The 16,024-nt window shown below is 67.1% G+C and carries 17 protein-coding genes and 2 tRNA genes; 9 read left to right on the forward strand and 10 right to left on the reverse strand.

Translation table 11 applies throughout. The features are described 5' to 3' along the window. Positions 1-6: 6 nt before the first annotated feature. The 3 genes from ACE3OK_RS07490 to ACE3OK_RS07500 are packed head-to-tail and all read right to left on the reverse strand — an operon-like array spanning position 7 to position 3,357. A complete protein-coding gene (locus ACE3OK_RS07490) occupies positions 7-1,101 on the reverse strand; it encodes an acetylornithine deacetylase (RefSeq protein WP_374248913.1) in 1,095 nt (364 codons plus the stop codon). Further along, positions 1,094-2,314: an argininosuccinate synthase gene (locus tag ACE3OK_RS07495; protein WP_374248914.1), complete on the reverse strand. Its 1,221-nt coding sequence runs from the start codon at positions 2,312-2,314 to the stop codon at positions 1,094-1,096. Before ACE3OK_RS07495 ends, ACE3OK_RS07490 begins: the two co-directional genes overlap by 8 nt. A 41-nt stretch (positions 2,315-2,355) precedes the next feature. Beyond that, positions 2,356-3,357, reverse strand: a complete 1,002-nt coding sequence (locus ACE3OK_RS07500) for an N-acetylornithine carbamoyltransferase (RefSeq protein WP_374248915.1) — start codon at positions 3,355-3,357, stop codon at positions 2,356-2,358. Between the two features lie 530 nt (positions 3,358-3,887). Between ACE3OK_RS07500 and rpsB the strand changes: the two genes are divergently transcribed. Together rpsB and tsf are read left to right on the forward strand one after the other, a co-directional pair. Beyond that, entirely contained in the window at positions 3,888-4,670 is a 783-nt protein-coding gene (gene rpsB / locus ACE3OK_RS07505; RefSeq protein ID WP_374248916.1) for a 30S ribosomal protein S2, read from the forward strand. Positions 4,671-4,834: 164 nt separating this feature from the next. Continuing rightward, positions 4,835-5,716, forward strand: a complete 882-nt coding sequence (gene tsf / locus ACE3OK_RS07510; protein WP_374248917.1) for a translation elongation factor Ts — start codon at positions 4,835-4,837, stop codon at positions 5,714-5,716. A gap of 117 nt (positions 5,717-5,833) precedes the next feature. On the opposite strand, the gene fur is transcribed toward tsf, so the two are convergent. Further along, entirely contained in the window at positions 5,834-6,232 is a 399-nt protein-coding gene (fur, locus tag ACE3OK_RS07515; RefSeq protein WP_374248918.1) for a ferric iron uptake transcriptional regulator, read from the reverse strand. Between the two features lie 144 nt (positions 6,233-6,376). Between fur and ACE3OK_RS07520 the strand changes: the two genes are divergently transcribed. Then, positions 6,377-6,772, forward strand: a complete 396-nt coding sequence (locus ACE3OK_RS07520; RefSeq protein ID WP_374248919.1) for an outer membrane protein assembly factor BamE — start codon at positions 6,377-6,379, stop codon at positions 6,770-6,772. Here ACE3OK_RS07520 and ACE3OK_RS07525 read toward each other — a convergent pair. Together ACE3OK_RS07525 and ACE3OK_RS07530 are read right to left on the reverse strand one after the other, a co-directional pair. Beyond that, positions 6,769-7,032 (reverse strand): RnfH family protein, encoded by a 264-nt coding sequence (locus tag ACE3OK_RS07525; protein ID WP_374248920.1) that lies wholly within the window; start codon positions 7,030-7,032, stop codon positions 6,769-6,771. The genes ACE3OK_RS07520 and ACE3OK_RS07525 overlap by 4 nt on opposite strands. Further along, entirely contained in the window at positions 7,032-7,463 is a 432-nt protein-coding gene (locus ACE3OK_RS07530; RefSeq protein ID WP_374248921.1) for a type II toxin-antitoxin system RatA family toxin, read from the reverse strand. The genes ACE3OK_RS07525 and ACE3OK_RS07530 overlap by 1 nt, the downstream gene beginning before the upstream one ends. Before the next feature lie 59 nt (positions 7,464-7,522). On the opposite strand from ACE3OK_RS07530, the gene smpB reads away from it, so the two are divergent. After that, positions 7,523-8,017: an SsrA-binding protein SmpB gene (gene smpB, locus ACE3OK_RS07535; protein ID WP_374248922.1), complete on the forward strand. Its 495-nt coding sequence runs from the start codon at positions 7,523-7,525 to the stop codon at positions 8,015-8,017. Between the two features lie 91 nt (positions 8,018-8,108). Continuing rightward, positions 8,109-8,546: a hypothetical protein gene (locus ACE3OK_RS07540; protein ID WP_374248923.1), complete on the forward strand. Its 438-nt coding sequence runs from the start codon at positions 8,109-8,111 to the stop codon at positions 8,544-8,546. Between the two features lie 77 nt (positions 8,547-8,623). Here the strand turns inward: ACE3OK_RS07540 and ACE3OK_RS07545 are convergent. From ACE3OK_RS07545 to ACE3OK_RS07560, 4 genes are all read right to left on the reverse strand, one after another. Then, positions 8,624-8,699, reverse strand: a tRNA-Glu gene (locus ACE3OK_RS07545). Positions 8,700-8,722: 23 nt separating this feature from the next. After that, positions 8,723-8,798 (reverse strand) — tRNA-Ala (locus ACE3OK_RS07550). Positions 8,799-8,842: 44 nt separating this feature from the next. Beyond that, on the reverse strand, positions 8,843-9,340 hold the full coding sequence (locus tag ACE3OK_RS07555; RefSeq protein WP_374248924.1) for a DUF1249 domain-containing protein: 498 nt from the start codon (positions 9,338-9,340) through the stop codon (positions 8,843-8,845). A gap of 104 nt (positions 9,341-9,444) precedes the next feature. Continuing rightward, a complete protein-coding gene (locus tag ACE3OK_RS07560) occupies positions 9,445-10,266 on the reverse strand; it encodes a pyruvate, water dikinase regulatory protein (RefSeq protein ID WP_374248925.1) in 822 nt (273 codons plus the stop codon). Positions 10,267-10,335: 69 nt separating this feature from the next. Between ACE3OK_RS07560 and ppsA the strand changes: the two genes are divergently transcribed. From ppsA to ACE3OK_RS07580, 4 genes are all read left to right on the forward strand, one after another. Then, entirely contained in the window at positions 10,336-12,720 is a 2,385-nt protein-coding gene (gene ppsA / locus ACE3OK_RS07565; protein ID WP_374248926.1) for a phosphoenolpyruvate synthase, read from the forward strand. 84 nt (positions 12,721-12,804) lie between these two features. Continuing rightward, complete coding sequence (locus ACE3OK_RS07570) at positions 12,805-13,209, forward strand: hypothetical protein (RefSeq protein ID WP_374248927.1); 405 nt, start codon at positions 12,805-12,807, stop codon at positions 13,207-13,209. Positions 13,210-13,312: 103 nt separating this feature from the next. Beyond that, entirely contained in the window at positions 13,313-14,617 is a 1,305-nt protein-coding gene (locus ACE3OK_RS07575) for a TolC family protein (protein ID WP_374248928.1), read from the forward strand. Next, positions 14,614-16,023: an efflux RND transporter periplasmic adaptor subunit gene (locus ACE3OK_RS07580; RefSeq protein WP_374248929.1), complete on the forward strand. Its 1,410-nt coding sequence runs from the start codon at positions 14,614-14,616 to the stop codon at positions 16,021-16,023. Before ACE3OK_RS07575 ends, ACE3OK_RS07580 begins: the two co-directional genes overlap by 4 nt. Position 16,024: the final 1 nt, after the last annotated feature.

Consider the following 16,024-nt stretch of genomic DNA (forward strand, 5'->3'; position numbering starts at 1 on the left):
GGCAGGTCAGGTTCCAAGGATGCGGGTGATGGACTCGGCGTAGCGCTGGAGCTCGTCCAGAGCCACCCATTCGCCGGCGGTATGCGCCTGGGCGATGTCGCCCGGGCCGTAGACGAACGCGGTCAGGCCGGCCTGCGAGAACAGCGAGGCTTCGGTCCAGAAATCGACGGCGTTGCCGATCGGCAGGCCCAGCGCGTCGGCGAGGTCGCGCGCGGCCAGGCGGCGCTCCTCCGCAGTGGCGATATCGCCGGCAGGCAGCGACGGCCCGCGGAAGGTCTCTTCGTAACGCTCCAGTGCCCCCGGCGCGGCGCAAGCGCCAAACCGGGCGTGCAGCGCATCGAGGTCGTGCGACGGCAGCGGGCGGAAGCCGAAGCGCACCTCCGCGCTGGGCGCGATCACGTTGGCCTTGATGCCGCCCTCGACCTTGCCGATGTTGAAGCGCAGACCGGTCAGGCCGCCGAAGCGCGCATGCGCCTCGCCTTCGACCAGCGCGAGTGCGTTGGCACCCCAGCGCATCGCCTGGTGCAGCGCGTTGGCGTTCATCGCGTTCGCGCCCGAGGCATGCCCGGCCTCGCCCTTGAACTTCAGCAGCACCGAACTGATGCCGCGATGCGCCAGCACCGCCTCGCAGCGGGTGGGCTCGGCGATGATCGCCTCGGTGAAGCCGCGATCCTCGGCGAGGAACGCGGCGATGCAGCGCGGGTCGTTGGCCTCCTCGTCGGAAGAAAACAGGAACGCGGCATCGCCCGACGTGGCATTGGCCGCGGCCACCAGTCCCGCCGCCGCGCCCTTGATGTCGCAGGCGCCCAGACCGACGGCGCGATCTCCAACGACCCGCAGCCGCAGCGGGTCCGCGTCCCAGGCCTCGGACGACGGCACCGTGTCCAAGTGCACGTTGAAGACGCGCCGCGGGGTGCCGCGCACAGCCAGCAGCGACACCGCGCCGTCGCCGTGGTCGACGACGTCGCAGCGGAACCCCGGCAGCTGCGCGCGCAGGTAGTCGAAGATCCCGCCGCTGCCGATCCGGCGCGGGGGGTTGCGGGTGTCGAAGGCCACCAGCGCGTCGAGGTGGCGCAGGACCGCGTCGAGCATGTCAGCCACCGCCCTGCCCGCCGTTCACCTCGGCCCACAGCGTGCTGCTCATGCCGAACAGCTTGATGAAGCCCTCGGCCTCCTCCACGCCCCAGTCGGCGGACTGCGCGTAGGTCGCGCCCTTGGCGTTCAGCAGGTGCGGCGAGCGCACCGCGATGGCATCCACCCGGCCGCCGTTGGTGCGCAGCACCACCTCGCCGTTGACCATGCGCTGGCTGGAGGCCAGGAACGCCTCCAGGTCGGCCTTCAGCGGATCGTGGAAGAAGCCCTCGTAGACCAGTTCCACCCACTTGCGGGCAACGTCCGGCTTGAAGCGGTTCTGCTGCTTGGTCAGCACCGCTTCCTCCAGCGCGCGGTGCGCGGCCAGCAGCGCGGTGAGACCCGGCGCCTCGAACACGATGCGGCCCTTGAGGCCGATGGTGGTGTCGCCGGTGTACAGGCCGCGACCGACGCCGTACTGGGCGAACATGGTGTTGAGCTTGGCCAGGATCTTCTCGCCCGGCAGGTCGTGGCCGTCCAGCGCCACCGCCTCGCCGTTCTCGAAGCGCAGCGTGGCTTCCAGCGGCTCCGCCGGCCAGTGCTCGCGGCGCGCGCACCAGCCGCGCGCGCCCTCGCCCGGCGCTTCCCAGGCGTCGATCTCGCCGCCGGACATGGTGACGCCCAGCAGGTTCTCGTTGATCGTGTAGGCCTTCTGCTTGGCGCGCACGCCGAAGCCGCGCGCCTCCAGGTAGGCCTGTTCAAAGGCGCGGGTCTGGGTGTGCTGCTTCTGGATTTCGCGGATCGGCGCGACGATGCGGTAGTCGCCGCTGGACTTCACCGCCAGGTCGAAGCGCACCTGGTCGTTGCCCATGCCGGTGCAGCCGTGGGCGATGGCATTGGTGCCCAGCCCGCGCGCCCGCGCCAGGCTGGCGTCGACGATCAGGTAGCGGTCGGAGACCAGCAGCGGGTACTGGCCCTGGTAGCCCTCGCCCGCCCACACGAAGGGCTTCACGAAGCCGGACCAGATCGCCGGGCCGCCGTCGACGGTGACGTGCGAGGCCACGCCCAGTTCGGCCGCGCGCGCCTCGATGGTGGCGCGCTCCTCGGCATCCACGCCACCGGTGTCGGCGAACACGGTGTGCACGTTCCAGCCCTGCTCCTTCAGGTAGGGCACGCAGAAGCTGGTGTCGAGGCCGCCGGAGAAGGCGAGGACGATGTCGCGGGAGTCGTTGGGGGCAGTCATTGGGATTTCCGAGGGGGACGACGGGAAAGGGGAATCGGGGCTCAGCGCAGCAGCGCGGCCATCACGGCCTTCTGTACGTGCAGGCGGTTTTCGGCTTCATCGACGGCGATGCAGCGCGGGGAGTCCATCACCGCATCGGTGGCCTTGACGTTGCGGCGCAGCGGCAGGCAGTGCGAGAACACGCCGTCGTTGGTCAGCGCCATCTTCGCCTCGTCGACGATGAAGTGCTTGTAGCGGTCGCGGATCGGCTTCTCGGGTTCCCAGTTGCCGAAGAACGGCAGCGCGCCCCAGCTCTTGGCATAGACGACGTCGGCGCCGGCATAGGCGCTCTCGATGTCGTGGCTGACCTGGAGCGAGCCGCCACTTTCCGCCACGTTCTGCGCGGCCCAGCCCATGTAGCGCTCGTCCAGCACGTAGTCCGGGGTCGGGCACAGCAGGGTCACGTCCAGCCCCAGGCGGGTGGCGATGGTCAGCGCCGAGTTGGCCACGGCGGTGTTCAGCGGCTTCGGGTGGTAGGTCCAGGTCAGCACGTACTTCCTGCCGCGCAGGTCGCTGGTGCCGAAGTGCTCCTGCAACGCCAGCGCGTGGGCCAGCTCCTGGCAGGGATGGGTGATGGTCTCCATGTTGATGACCGGCACCGTCGAGTACTTCGCGAAGGCCTGGAGCACCCGGTCCTCGCGGTCCACCGACCAGTCGACGAACTTCGGGAAGGCGCGCACGCCGATCAGGTCCACGTAGCGCGCCAGCACCCGCGCCACCTCGGCGATGTGCTCCTCGGTGTCGCCGTCCATCACCGTGCCCAGGTCGAACTCGATCGGCCACGCGTCCTTGCCCGGCTGCAGCACCACCGCATGGCCGCCCAGCTGGAACGCGCCCAGCTCGAAGCTGGTGCGGGTGCGCATGGACGGGTTGAAGAAGACCAGCGCGATCGAGCGGCCCTTCATGGCGTCGCCCAGCTTGCTGCGCTTGAACATGGCGGCCTGCGCCAGCAGGGCGTCCAGGTCGGGGCGGCTCCAGTCCTGGGTGTTGAGGAAATGCTTCATCGACGGTCGACTCGGTGGGAAGGGAGATTTTCGGGGGCCAGAAACGCAAAAACCCAGCCTGGGGGCTGGGTTCGGATGGTGAAGCACGACGACGCGTCCGGATTACCCAGCGGGATGTGAGGGTTCCGGTCGGCGCGCGCGCGACGTCATGCCGGAGGCCATCCGGGCAGAGCAAGCATGGCGCGTGGCGAGGTAGGCGTGCATCGTGGGCGAATCCTCGCATGTCATGCTGCAATGCGCAACAGCTTGTGAGCCCTGCCTTGCCGGCCGAAATTGCGCTTCCGTCGCATTTCCGACATACTTGTCTGGTTTCACGGTCGCCACGACGGGCGGCTTGCCAAGCCGGAACCATGTGCCCGGCACGTCGAATCCACACCTGTCGGCAATCCCCGCTCCGGGGTGCCCGCGCAAGCGGGTTCGGAAGCGGTGACGACGGGGAGGCCCAACCCCGGAATCCAGCGCCAGCCCCTGCGGCCGCGGCGCAGCGCCTTCATTCAACCGGCGCGGGTTCCACTACAGGAGTTTCAGCAATGCCCCAGATCACCATGCGCCAGATGCTGGAAGCCGGCGTCCACTTCGGCCACCAGACCCGCTATTGGAATCCCAAGATGGGCCCGTACATCTTCGGTGCCCGCGGCAAGATCCACATCATCAACCTGGAAAAGACCGTCCCGCTGTTCAACGACGCGATGAACTTCATCAGCGGCGTTGCGCAGAAGCGCGGCACCATCCTGTTCCTGGGCACCAAGCGCAGCGCGCGCGAGGCGATCAAGGAAGAAGCCGAGCGTTGCGGCATGCCGTTCATGAACCAGCGCTGGCTGGGCGGCACCCTGACCAACTTCGCCACCGTGAAGAAGTCGGTGGCGCGCCTGAAGGAACTGGAAGCCGCGGAAACCGACGGCACCTTCCAGAAGCTGGTCAAGCACGAAGTGATGGGCCTGCGCCGCGAGCGCGACAAGCTGCAGGCCAGCCTGGGCGGCATCAAGGAAATGAACCGCCTGCCCGACGCCATCTTCGTGATCGACATCGGCCATGAGGACATCGCCATCAAGGAAGCCAAGAAGCTTGGCATCCCGGTGATCGCGGTGGTCGACACCAACTACAACCCGGAGCTGGTGGACTACGCCATCCCCGGCAACGACGACGCCATCCGCGCCGTGCAGCTGTACGCCCGCGCCGCCGCCGACGCCGTGCTGGAAGGCAAGGCCGCCGCCCCGAACGCCGCCAACGTGCGCGAAGAAGACTTCGCCGCCGCGGTCGAGGGCGAGGAAGCCGCCAAGCCGGCCCGCCGCAACGGCAAGAAAGGCGAGTAATCGCCTCGCAATCCGGGCACGCCATGCTTTCCCTTCTCCCCTTGCGGGAGAAGGTGGCGCGTAGCGCCGGATGAGGGGGTTGCGCGCAATCGCGCACCCCTTCCCCAACCCCCCTCCCGTCACGGGAGCGGGGCTCACAGCACCCAATTCAGAGGTTTACCCCAATGGCTGAAATCACCGCTTCCCTCGTGAAGGATCTGCGCGAGCGCACCGGCGCCGGCATGATGGAGTGCAAGAAGGCACTCTCCGAAAACAATGGCGACATCGACGCCGCCGCCGAGGCGCTGCGCAAGTCCGGCGCTGCCAAGGCCGACAAGAAGGCAAGCCGCGTCGCCGCCGAAGGCCGCGTGGCCATGGCCCAGGCCGGCGGCAAGGCCGTGCTGGTGGAAGTGAACTCGGAAACCGATTTCGTGGCCAACGATGCCAACTTCAAGGCATTCGTGGATGCCGTGGCCGCCGCCGCGCTGGCCGCTGGCAGCGCCGATGTCGAAACCCTGAAATCAGCCAAGCTGGTGTCCGGCGAGAGCGTCGAGGAAGCCCGCGCCACCGCCGTGCAGAAGCTGGGCGAGAACATCCAGATTCGCCGCCTGATCATGCTCGACACCGGCAACAACGTGGGCACCTACGTGCACACCAACGGCAAGATCGGCGTGCTGGTGGAACTGGCCGGCGGCAGCGAAGAGCTGGCCCGCGGCCTGGCCATGCACGTGGCCGCCATGAACCCGCCGCACAACAAGGCCGCCGACGTGCCGGCCGAGTTCGTGGCCAAGGAAAAGGAAATCGAGCTGGCCAAGATGAGCGAAAAGGACAAGGCCAAGCCGGCCGAGATCCTGGAAAAGATCATCAGCGGCAAGATCAACAAGATCGTCAGCGAAGTGACCCTGTACGGCCAGAATTACGTGCTGGACGGTGACAAGACCGTGGAAGCCGTGGTCAAGGCCGCCGGTGCCGACGTGGTTGGCTTCCAGCGCCTGGTGGTTGGCGAAGGCATCGAGAAGGTGCAGGAAGACTACCTGGCCGAAGTCGCCAAGGCGATGCAGGTCTGATCCGCTGCGACGCCTGATCCATGAAAAACCCGCCGGTGACGGCGGGTTTTTTCGTTGGCGCTCCCTTCGCGGCCCCGCCCCTTCCCTGCGCGCATGGCACGCCGCAGGCAGGGCAGGTCAACGCTGCTTGCGCACGTACAACACCAGCGCATGGTCGGCGATGTCGTAGCCGTGGCTGGCGGCGATCTTCTGCTGCAAGGCTTCGATTTCATCGCTGTGGAACTCGATCACCTTGCCGGTGTCGAGGTCGACCATGTGGTCGTGGTGCTCGCCACGATCCAGCTCGTACACGGCGGTGCCGCCTTCGAAGTTGTGCTTGAGCACCAACCCGGCGGATTCGAACTGGGTCAGCACCCGGTAGATCGTGGCCAAACCGATGTCCTCACCCTCCGCCAGCAACTGGCGGTAGATGTCCTCGGCGGTCATGTGCTGCGGCTTGGCATGCTCCAGCAACTCCAGGATGCGTAGCCGGGGGTGGGTGACCTTGAGCCCGGCTTTGCGAAGATCCTGCGACATCGGTGTTCCTCCGTGGGTACGCCCGGTAGTGGGTAACGGCGCGTGAACGGAACATCGCGGGCCGCTCATGCCGGAAAACGAACCAGCCGAACAGCTGGCATTGGAGTGTATCATCGGCGCTTCCACCACTGCCCCGCCCCGCCGATGCAAAAGCTGCTGCCTCTTTTCCTTGCAACCTTGCTGGCAACCGGCTGTGGCCTGCAATACCGGCAACCCGTCTTCCAAGGCAACCTGCTGGAAAAGACCGCAGTGGACCAATTGCAGGCCGGGATGGACCAGCGCCAGGTGATGATGCTGCTGGGAACGCCATCGATCCAGGACCCCTTCCACCACAACCGCTGGGATTACGTGGCCAGCCAGCGCATCGGCCGCACCGGCAAGCCGGTGGTCAAGACCATGACGCTGTGGTTCGAAAACGGCCAGCTGTCGCGCTGGGAAGGCGAATACTTCCCGGAGCAGGATGCCGAGCTGGCACGCGACTCCATCAAGTACTTCGGCCCCAACCTGGCCAAGGACAAGGACAAGAAGCGGCGTCGTTAACGCGGCTTGCCGCGCTGGGCACGCAACCGGCGCGCCTGCTTGGGGTCGATCTGCAGGGGCCGCAACAACTCGATGCGATCGCCGGGATGCAACCGCGTGGCCGGCGTGGCCGCCTGCCCGAACACCGCCAACGCAACGAATTCCGCATCCAGCTGCCAGCCCGCGGCCGCCAACGCCGCCGCGATGTCGGCCGCGGCTGCGACATCCACGACAACGGCCTCGTGACGTTCCGGCCAGGCACGCACAAGCTGCACCTGCATCAATCGCCCCCCTTGTCGGCCTCGCGCACGAAATCGTCCACCATGCGGTCGGCAAGGCCCTGCATCCCGATCTGCAGGGCCGGCGCCAGCAACCGCGACAGGGGTTCGAATTCCAGGCGCAGCAGCACCTTGCAGGCACACTCGTCCAACGCATGGAATTCCCAGCGCCCCTGCAATTGACGGAACGGGCCGTCGCGCAGCGCCATGTCGATGTGGTGCGGGGGGCTGAGCAGGTTTTCGGTGGTGAACCAGGTGTGGAACCCGCCAACCCCGAGGTCCAGCCGCGCCAGCAGGCGTCCTTCGCCCGCCTCCAGCACCAGCGCCTGCCGGCACCAGTCGAAACGGCGCGGATACGCCAGCACATCGTTGACCAGCGCGAACATGCGCGCGGTGGAATGTTCGACCAAGGCACTGCGCTGGATGATGGGCATCGAAGGGTCCGTGCAGGCAATCCGCACCGCTGCACGGGCGAATCGGCGAGAATGGCGGGATGAGCAAGAAGAACCACAAGGATAAGGCAAACGGCGTCGGCACCATCGCGCTGAACAAGCGTGCGCGCCACGAATACAGCTTCGAGGAAAAATTCGAAGCGGGCCTGGCATTGCAGGGGTGGGAGCTGAAGGCGATCCGCGCCGGCCGCGCCAACATCGTCGACGCCTATGCAGTGGTGCTGCAAGGCGAATTGTTCCTGATCGGCGCGCAGATCACCCCGCTGATCCAGGCGTCCACCCACGTGGTGGCCAACGACCGCCGCACCCGCAAGCTGCTGCTGCATCGTCGCGAGATCGACATGCTGATCGGTCGCGTGCAGCGCGACGGCTACACCCTGATTCCCACCGCGCTGTACTGGAAAGGCAACAAGGTCAAGGCCGAGCTGGCACTGGCACGCGGCAAGCAAACCCACGACAAGCGCGAGGCCAGCAAGGAACGCGACTGGAATCGCGAGAAACAGCGGCTGATGCGACGGCACAACAAGGACGCGTGAGGCACCGCAGACTTGTTGACATCCCCCCCCCCCATCCAATAGTAGGTTCAAGCGACTGCCCGCCAGAAAGTCCCATTTCAGGAGAATTTCGATGCGCCTGAGGATCGCTTTTTTCGCAATCGTCCTTGCCTGCGTCGCATCGCTCCCCTTGCAGGCGCAGGTCAAGTACAGATCCAGCGTTCAAGCCACCTATCGCGCGAATACTGCAGAGGCTGCTGCTGTCAAACGCTGGCTGATCGACCGTGCATCCAGAACCGAACAGGGACAATTGCTGGGTGACTTTGACAGTCTGGGGGAGACCACGGTTCGCGTGGACACGCCCTCCCCCGGCAACACCTTCAGTGATCCCTACCCGCCTGTCCCGCTTCCCGCCGGCGGCAGCCCAGGCCAAACCATCGGCATTAGTTCGTGCGGCGGCGAAATTTCCCAGCAATGGGTGTATCTCTGGGTAGGTACCAGCGGCAACGGTGGCTGGGTGTTGCAAAGCTACTCTTTCACACGAGTGAAATCCTGCGCCAGCAACGCATGATTTATCTCTGAGCCACCACGCAAACGGCCACCCGAAGGTGGCCGTTTGCGTGGTGCGTTGCTTGCCGATTCCGAAGGTGGCGTCCCCACGGGGATTCGAACCCCGGTCGCTACCGTGAAAGGGTAATGTCCTAGGCCTCTAGACGATGGGGACAGAACCGGAAACATTGTGAAACGTGGTGGAGCCAGCCGGGATCGAACCGGCGACCTCCTGCATGCCATGCAGGCGCTCTCCCAGCTGAGCTATGGCCCCACGGGCTGGAAAGACGCGCATTCTGGGGGTGAAATCGGGAACCGTCAAGCGTTTTCTGCAACTTTTTTTGGCGGTGCGTCATCCAGCAGGCGCAAGGTCGCCACGCCATGCCCGCGTTCGGCCAGGTACTGCAACCACTTGCCGAGGAACGTGTTCATGCGCAGGCGATGATCCAGCACGCGCCGTGGCGGCGGATACATGCCGATCACGTCCTGCCAGCGGCGACCGGCGTAGCAATGGGTGGCCTCGACCTGTCGCGCGTCGCGGTACAGGCGCAGGCTGGCGGACGGATCGGCCATGCCGGTCTGCGGGTCGAGCAGGCCATAACTCAGGCGCAGCTCGGTGGTATAGGCATGCTGCTCCAGTACGTGCAGGTGCACGTCCAGCCCATCGCCCACTTGCGACACGTAGTGGCCGCAAGCCAGATCGCCGGCTTCGAACAGGCGTTGCATGCGGGCATGGTTCTCGGCATACAGGCCCATCAGCCAGCCGAAGCGGCTGAGCATGGGCAGTGGTTTGCGATGAACGGTGGCAAGCGGCATGGCCTGATCCTACACGCGCCCATCGCGCTCCGGCAGGATTGACGGCAGGCCGCTTCCGGCCTAGTTTTGAAGAGGCCGGCTGCCTGCTTGCCGACTGCACGCGCTCAGTACATTTCGCGACTGATGCCCAGGTGCTTCATCACCCGGCTGGAGATTTCCTCGATCGAGGCATTGGTGGTGCTGAGCAGTTCGATGCCCTCGCGGCGCAGCATCGTCTCGGCCTGCGCGACTTCGCGACGGCAAGTGTCCAGCTGCGCGTAGCGCGAATCCGGCCGGCGCTCCTGGCGGATCTGGTGCAGACGCAGCGGGTCGATGGTCAGGCCGAACAGCTTGCCGCGGTATTGGCGCAACTTGGCGGGCAGGTGCTCGCTTTCCAGATCCTCCGGCGTCAGCGGGTAGTTGGCCGCCTTCACGCCGTGCTGCAGGGCCAGATAGACGCAGGTGGGCGTCTTGCCGGCGCGCGACACCGCCACCAGGATCACGTCGGCATCCTTGTAGTCGGGCTTCACCCCATCGTCGTGGGTCAGCGCGTAGTTCATCGCGTTGATGCGCTGGTGGTAGATGTCGAAGTCCACGATGCCGTGCGCGCGGCCGATCTGTGCCTCGCGGCTGCACCCCAATTCCTGCTCCAGCGGCGCGATGAACGGCGCGAACACGTCCAGCATCAACGCCCCGCTTTCCGCCAGGATGCGGTTCAGCGCTTCATCCACGCAGGAATTGACCACGATCGGGCGCAGGCCCAACGCCTCCCCGGCAGCCCGCACCCGCGCCGCCGCCTCGCGCGCCTTGTCGGCGGAGTCCACGAACGGCAAGCGATCGCTCACGAAGCGCAAGCCGCTGAACTGGGTCAGCAGGCTGTGGCCGATGGTTTCGGCGGTGATGCCGGTACCGTCGGAGACATAAAAAACGGGGCGGGCGGAATCCATCGGCATTCCTCGCTGGCGGGCAGGTTAAAATAGCGGACTTCCAGCTGCCCTGCCCCCACGGAGCCTGCCTTGACTTCCCTCGCTTCCGCCAAGAATGTCCTCTGGCTGCACGACCTGCGCCTGTCCGACCTCGCCCAGGTGGGCGGCAAGAACTCCTCGCTCGGCGAGATGATCGGCCAACTGGCCGACCTGGGCGTCTCGGTGCCGGGCGGCTTCGCCACCACCGCCGATGCGTTCAAGGATTTCATCGCCCACAACGACCTGCATGCGCGCATCTACGACAAGCTGGCGACGGTGGACGTGGAGGACGTGCCGGCGCTGACCGCCGCCGGCGCGGAGATCCGCGGCTGGGTGATCGACGCCCCGCTGCAGCCGCAGCTGGATGCCGACATCCGCAGCGCCTACGCGCAGCTCTGCGCCGACAGCGGCGCAGCCGACATCGCCGTGGCCGTGCGTTCCTCCGCCACCGCCGAAGACCTGCCGGACGCCAGCTTCGCCGGCCAGCAGGAAACCTTCCTCAACGTGACCGGCGCCGACGACGTGGTGCGCAAGGTCAAGGAAGTCTTCGCCAGCCTGTACAACGACCGCGCGATTGCCTATCGCGTCCACCACGGCTTCAAGCACGAGGACGTGTTCCTGTCCGCCGGCATCCAGCTGATGGTGCGCTCGGATGTGGGTGCCTCCGGCGTGCTGTTCACCCTGGACACCGAGTCCGGCTTCCGCGACGTGGTGTTCGTCACCGCCAGCCATGGTTTGGGCGAAATGGTCGTGCAGGGCGCGGTGAACCCGGACGAGTTCTACGTCTACAAGCCCACTCTGCAGGCCGGCAAGCCGGCGATCCTGCGCCGCTCGCTGGGCAGCAAGCAGCTGCGCATGGTCTATTCCGATGCGCCGGGCGAGCGCGTGCGCACCGAGGACACGCCGGCCGAACTGCGCGGCAGGTTCTCGGTCACCGATGCCGACGTGGAGGAGCTGTCCAAGCAGGCGCTGGTCATCGAACAGCACTACGGCCGGCCGATGGACATCGAATGGGGCAAGGACGGCCACACCGGCAAGCTGTACATCCTGCAGGCGCGCCCGGAGACGGTGAAGTCGCGCGCGCATGCCACCCAGATCGAGCGCTACGCGCTGGGCGCTCGCGGCGAGGTGCTGGCCGAAGGCCGCGCCATCGGCCACAAGATCGGCAGCGGCACCGCGCGCGTGGTGCGCTCGCTGGACGACATGAACCGCGTGCAGCCCGGCGACGTCCTGATCGCCGACATGACCGATCCCGACTGGGAGCCGGTGATGAAGCGCAGCGCCGCCATCGTCACCAACCGCGGTGGCCGCACCTGCCACGCGGCGATCATCGCCCGCGAACTGGGCGTGCCGGCAGTGGTCGGCACCGGCGATGCACTGGATTGCATCCACGATGGCGATACGGTCACCGTCAGTTGTGCCGAGGGCGATACCGGCTTCATCTACCAGGGTGCCTTGCCCTTCGAGCGCACCACCACGGATCTTGGCAACATGCCGCCGGCGCCGCTGAAGATCATGATGAACGTGGCCAACCCCGACCGCGCCTTCGACTTCGGCCAGCTGCCCAACGCCGGGATTGGTTTGGCCCGCCTTGAAATGATCATCGCCAGCCACATCGGCGTGCACCCGAAGGCGCTGCTGGAATATGCGAAGCAGGACGCCGACACCAAGGCGAAGATCGACGCCCGCATCGCCGGTTACGAAGGCCCGGTGGAGTTCTACATCGAACGCCTGAAGGAAGGCATCGCCACGATTGCCGCGTCGGTGTATCCGAAGCCGGTGATCGTGCGGCTGTCGGACTTCAAGTCCAACGAATACGCCAACCTGCTGGGCGGCGGCAAGTACGAACCGCATGAAGAGAACCCGATGATCGGGTTCCGCGGCGCCTCGCGCTACATCGACCCCAGCTTCAAGGACGCGTTCGCGCTGGAATGCGTGGCGGTCAAGCGCGTGCGCGAGGCGATGGGCCTGGACAATGTGTGGGTGATGATCCCGTTCGTGCGCACGCTGGACGAAGGCCGCAAGGTGGTCGAGGAGCTGCGCGGGAACGGCCTGGTGCAGGGCGAGAACGATCTCAAGATCATCATGATGTGCGAGGTGCCTTCGAACGCGCTGCTGGCCGACGAGTTCCTGGAGATCTTTGACGGCTTCTCGATCGGCTCCAACGACATGACCCAGCTCACCCTGGGCCTGGACCGCGACAGCGCCATCGTGGCCGGCCTGTTCGACGAGCGCGACCCGGCGGTGAAGAAAATGCTGTCGATGGCGATCCAGTCGGCGCGCGCCAAGGGCAAGTACGTCGGCATCTGCGGACAGGGCCCCAGCGACCATCCGGATCTCGCGCAGTGGCTGATGGAACAGGGCATCGAATCGGTGTCGCTGAACCCCGACACCGTGGTCGATACCTGGCTGGCGCTGGCGAAGGCCAAGCACTGACGCATCGCGGCTTGACCTTGCCCCCGGGGCAAGGTCGATACTGGCCGCGCTCCGTCCAGCCCGACCCCGACGACCGAATTCCCGATGAAACCGCTGCGCCACCGCCTTCGCCTTCGCATCGCGCTCGTCGCGATGCTGGCGCTGCTGTGGTCGCAGACCGCGCTGGCATGGCATGCGCTGTGCGCGGCAGGGCCATCGGCGACGGTCGCGCAGGTCATGCCGGCGATGGCTGGCCACGATGGCAACTGCCACGATGCCCCGCCGCCGGCAGGCGACGATGCAAGCCTGTGCGCGGCGCATTGCGACCAAGGCACCCCCAGCCCTGACGTTGCCCGCATCCCCGCCGTGCCCGTGCTGCCGGCGTTGGTGCCGGCCATGACTGTGGCCCTGCTGCCGACGCTGGCACAGGCCAGGCTGCAACCGGACATCCCGCCGCCCATTCCATGGAAGCGGCCCACCGCGCATCCGGCAGCCATCCTGCTGATTTGACCCCCTGACCCTCGCTCCCGGTGGCGATGCACACGGCATCGCCGCTGCCATGCCGTGTGCGCGTCGAACGCGCATCGGCGATCCGGATTGATCGAGGTCGAACATGCCCGTTTCCAGATTCCACCGCATCTTGCGCACGGTTCTCGCGCAATGGTGTTCGCGCACGCTGCTGCTGGCCTGCCTGCTGCCCGCATTGCCCGTTGCCGCCCAACAAGCAGACGCCACCCCACCCGGTGCCGATGTCGCCTCCATTCGCAGCTGGCTGCTGACCCACAACCCGGAGTTGCGCGCCCGGCAAGCGGAAACCGAAGCCGCGCAAGCGCAGGCCATCGCCGCCGGCAGCCTGCCCAATCCCAGCCTCGGCATCTCGTTGCAGGGCATTTCGCCGGACCGTCCCAGTCTGCTGCCGGCCAACGTGGGCGCCACCAGCTACCAGCTGCGCCAGCGCATCCCGCTGTGGGGCAAGCGCGGGCTGGCACGCGGCATCGCCGAACGCAATGCCGACGCCATCGACGCCGGCCGCGAAGCCGCCGCGCTGGACCTGCTGGCGCAGGCCGAAGCCGCCTACGTGCGCTACTGGCACGCCGGGCAGGCGCTGCGGCTGGTCGATGAACAGATCGCGCTGCTGCAATCGCTGGAGGAAATCGCCGGCGTGCGCTACGCGCTGGGCATGGTGCCGCAGCAGGACGCCATCCGCGCACAGGTGCAGACCACCCGCCTGCGCGGGGAACGCATCGCGCTGGAAGAGACCGGCAATGAGGCGGGGATGCTGCTCAACCTGCTGCTGGGCCGCCGCGCCGATGCACCGCTCGCGCCCGCACTGCAGGCACCGCAGCTGGCGGTGGCCAGCGCCAGCCTGGGCGATGCACTGGCCCGGCTCGACAAGGGCAGCCACCCGGCCCTGCAGGCCGCAAACGCGCAGGTGGAGGCGGCGCAGGACGGCCTGCGGCTGCGCCAGCGCGAACGCTGGCCGGATATCTCGGTAGGGATCGGCGCGATGCAGCGCGGCCACCGCATCGACGGTTATGAGCTGATGCTGGAAGTGGAGCTGCCACTGCAGCGACGCGCACTGCATGCCCGCGAGCGCGAAGCTCAACGCCTCGAAGACGCCGCACAGGCGCGTGCCGAGGGTGTGCACACGACGCTCGGCGGCCAACTGAGCGTGGCCTGGGCGCAGTGGCGCAGCGCGCAGCGCCAGCGCGCCCTGCTGGGCACCACCCGCATCCCGCAGGCGGAAGCCAATTACCGTTCCGCGCTGGCCAGCTATCAGGTCGGCGAGGTCGATTTCAACGCCCTGCTTGATGCTTTGAACGATTGGCAGGACGCCCGGCTTGCCCAACTCGATGCCACCCGCGACGAACAGCTCGGTGCCGCCAGCGTGCGCGCCCTCGAAGGAGACACCCCATGAAGCATTCCCACGGCATCCTGATCGCCACCGGCCTGATCGTCGCGCTGGGCGGCGGCATCGCGCTGGGCCGGCTGTCGAAACCCGCAGCTACCACCACCGCAACTGCACCCGCAGCGCGCAAGCCGCTGTACTACCGCAACCCGATGGGCCTGCCCGACACCTCGCCGGTGCCGAAAAAGGACGAGATGGGCATGGACTACATCCCGGTGTATGCCGAGGACGAAGCCAATGCCGCACCCGGCACGGTGGCGCTGTCGCCGGAGAAGATCCAGACCCTCGGCGTGCGCACCGAGCCGGTACAGCGGCAACCACTGGCTGCCGGCCTGCAGGCCAGCGGCACGATTACCGTCGATGAAACCCGCCAGCACGTGATCGCCCCGCGCTTCGACGGCTGGGTGGACACCCTGCAGGCCAACCAGACCGGCATGGCGGTGAAGCGCGGGCAGACGCTGGCGACCGTGTACAGCCCGCAGCTGCTGGCCGCGCAGGAAGACTACCGCGTGGCCGATGCGGCGCTGCGTCAGCTGCGCGGCGGCGACGCTGCCAGCCTGCAATCGATGCAGCGCCTGCGCGACGCCGCCAAGCGCCGCCTGCTGAACTGGGGCATCAGTGCCGACCAGCTGGAGCACATCGCCCACCTGCCGCCGGGCAACCTTGCCATCACCGCGCCGGCCAGCGGCGTGATCGTGGAAAAACCCGTCGTGCAAGGCACGCGTTTCGTCGCCGGCGACACCCTGCTGCGGCTGGCCGACCTGTCCATGGTGTGGGTGACGGTGAACGTGCCGGCCGCGCAGATCGGCCAGGTGCGGCTGGGCCAGCCCGCCCGCTTCACCTCGCCGGCGCTGGCCGGCCAGTCGTTCGATGGCAAGGTGAGTTTCCTGCAGCCCGTGCTGGATGCGGCCAGCCGCACGCTGGCGGTGCGGGTGGCGTTGCCGAACCCCGACGGGCGGCTGCGGCCGGGCCTGTTCGGCAACGTGGCACTGGCCGGGGACGATGGCCGCGAAGGGCTGACCATCCCGCGTTCGGCGCTGATCGATTCCGGCGAGCGCCAGATCGCACTGGTTGAAGTGGCGACGGGCCGCTTCGCGCCGCGGCCGATCGCCACCGGCCAGCGCAACGGCGACCGCGTCGAAGTGTTGGAGGGTTTGCACGAAGGCGAGCGCGTGGTGGTGGAAGGCAATTTCCTGATCGACGCCGAAAGCAACCTGCGCGCCGCATTGCAGGACATGACGCCAGCGCAGGCGACGCCGCATGCCGGCCACGACATGGGCAGCCACGCCATGCCCGCAGCATCGCAAGCGGCCGCCAACCCGCACGCCGGCCACGCGATGCCCGACAAGCCCAAGCCCGACCCGCACGCCGGCCACGACATGCGCGGCCACGACATGTCCGACATGGAGCACTGAC

This window comes from Thermomonas sp., assembly GCF_041905325.1.
Classification (GTDB): Bacteria; Pseudomonadota; Gammaproteobacteria; order Xanthomonadales; family Xanthomonadaceae; genus Thermomonas.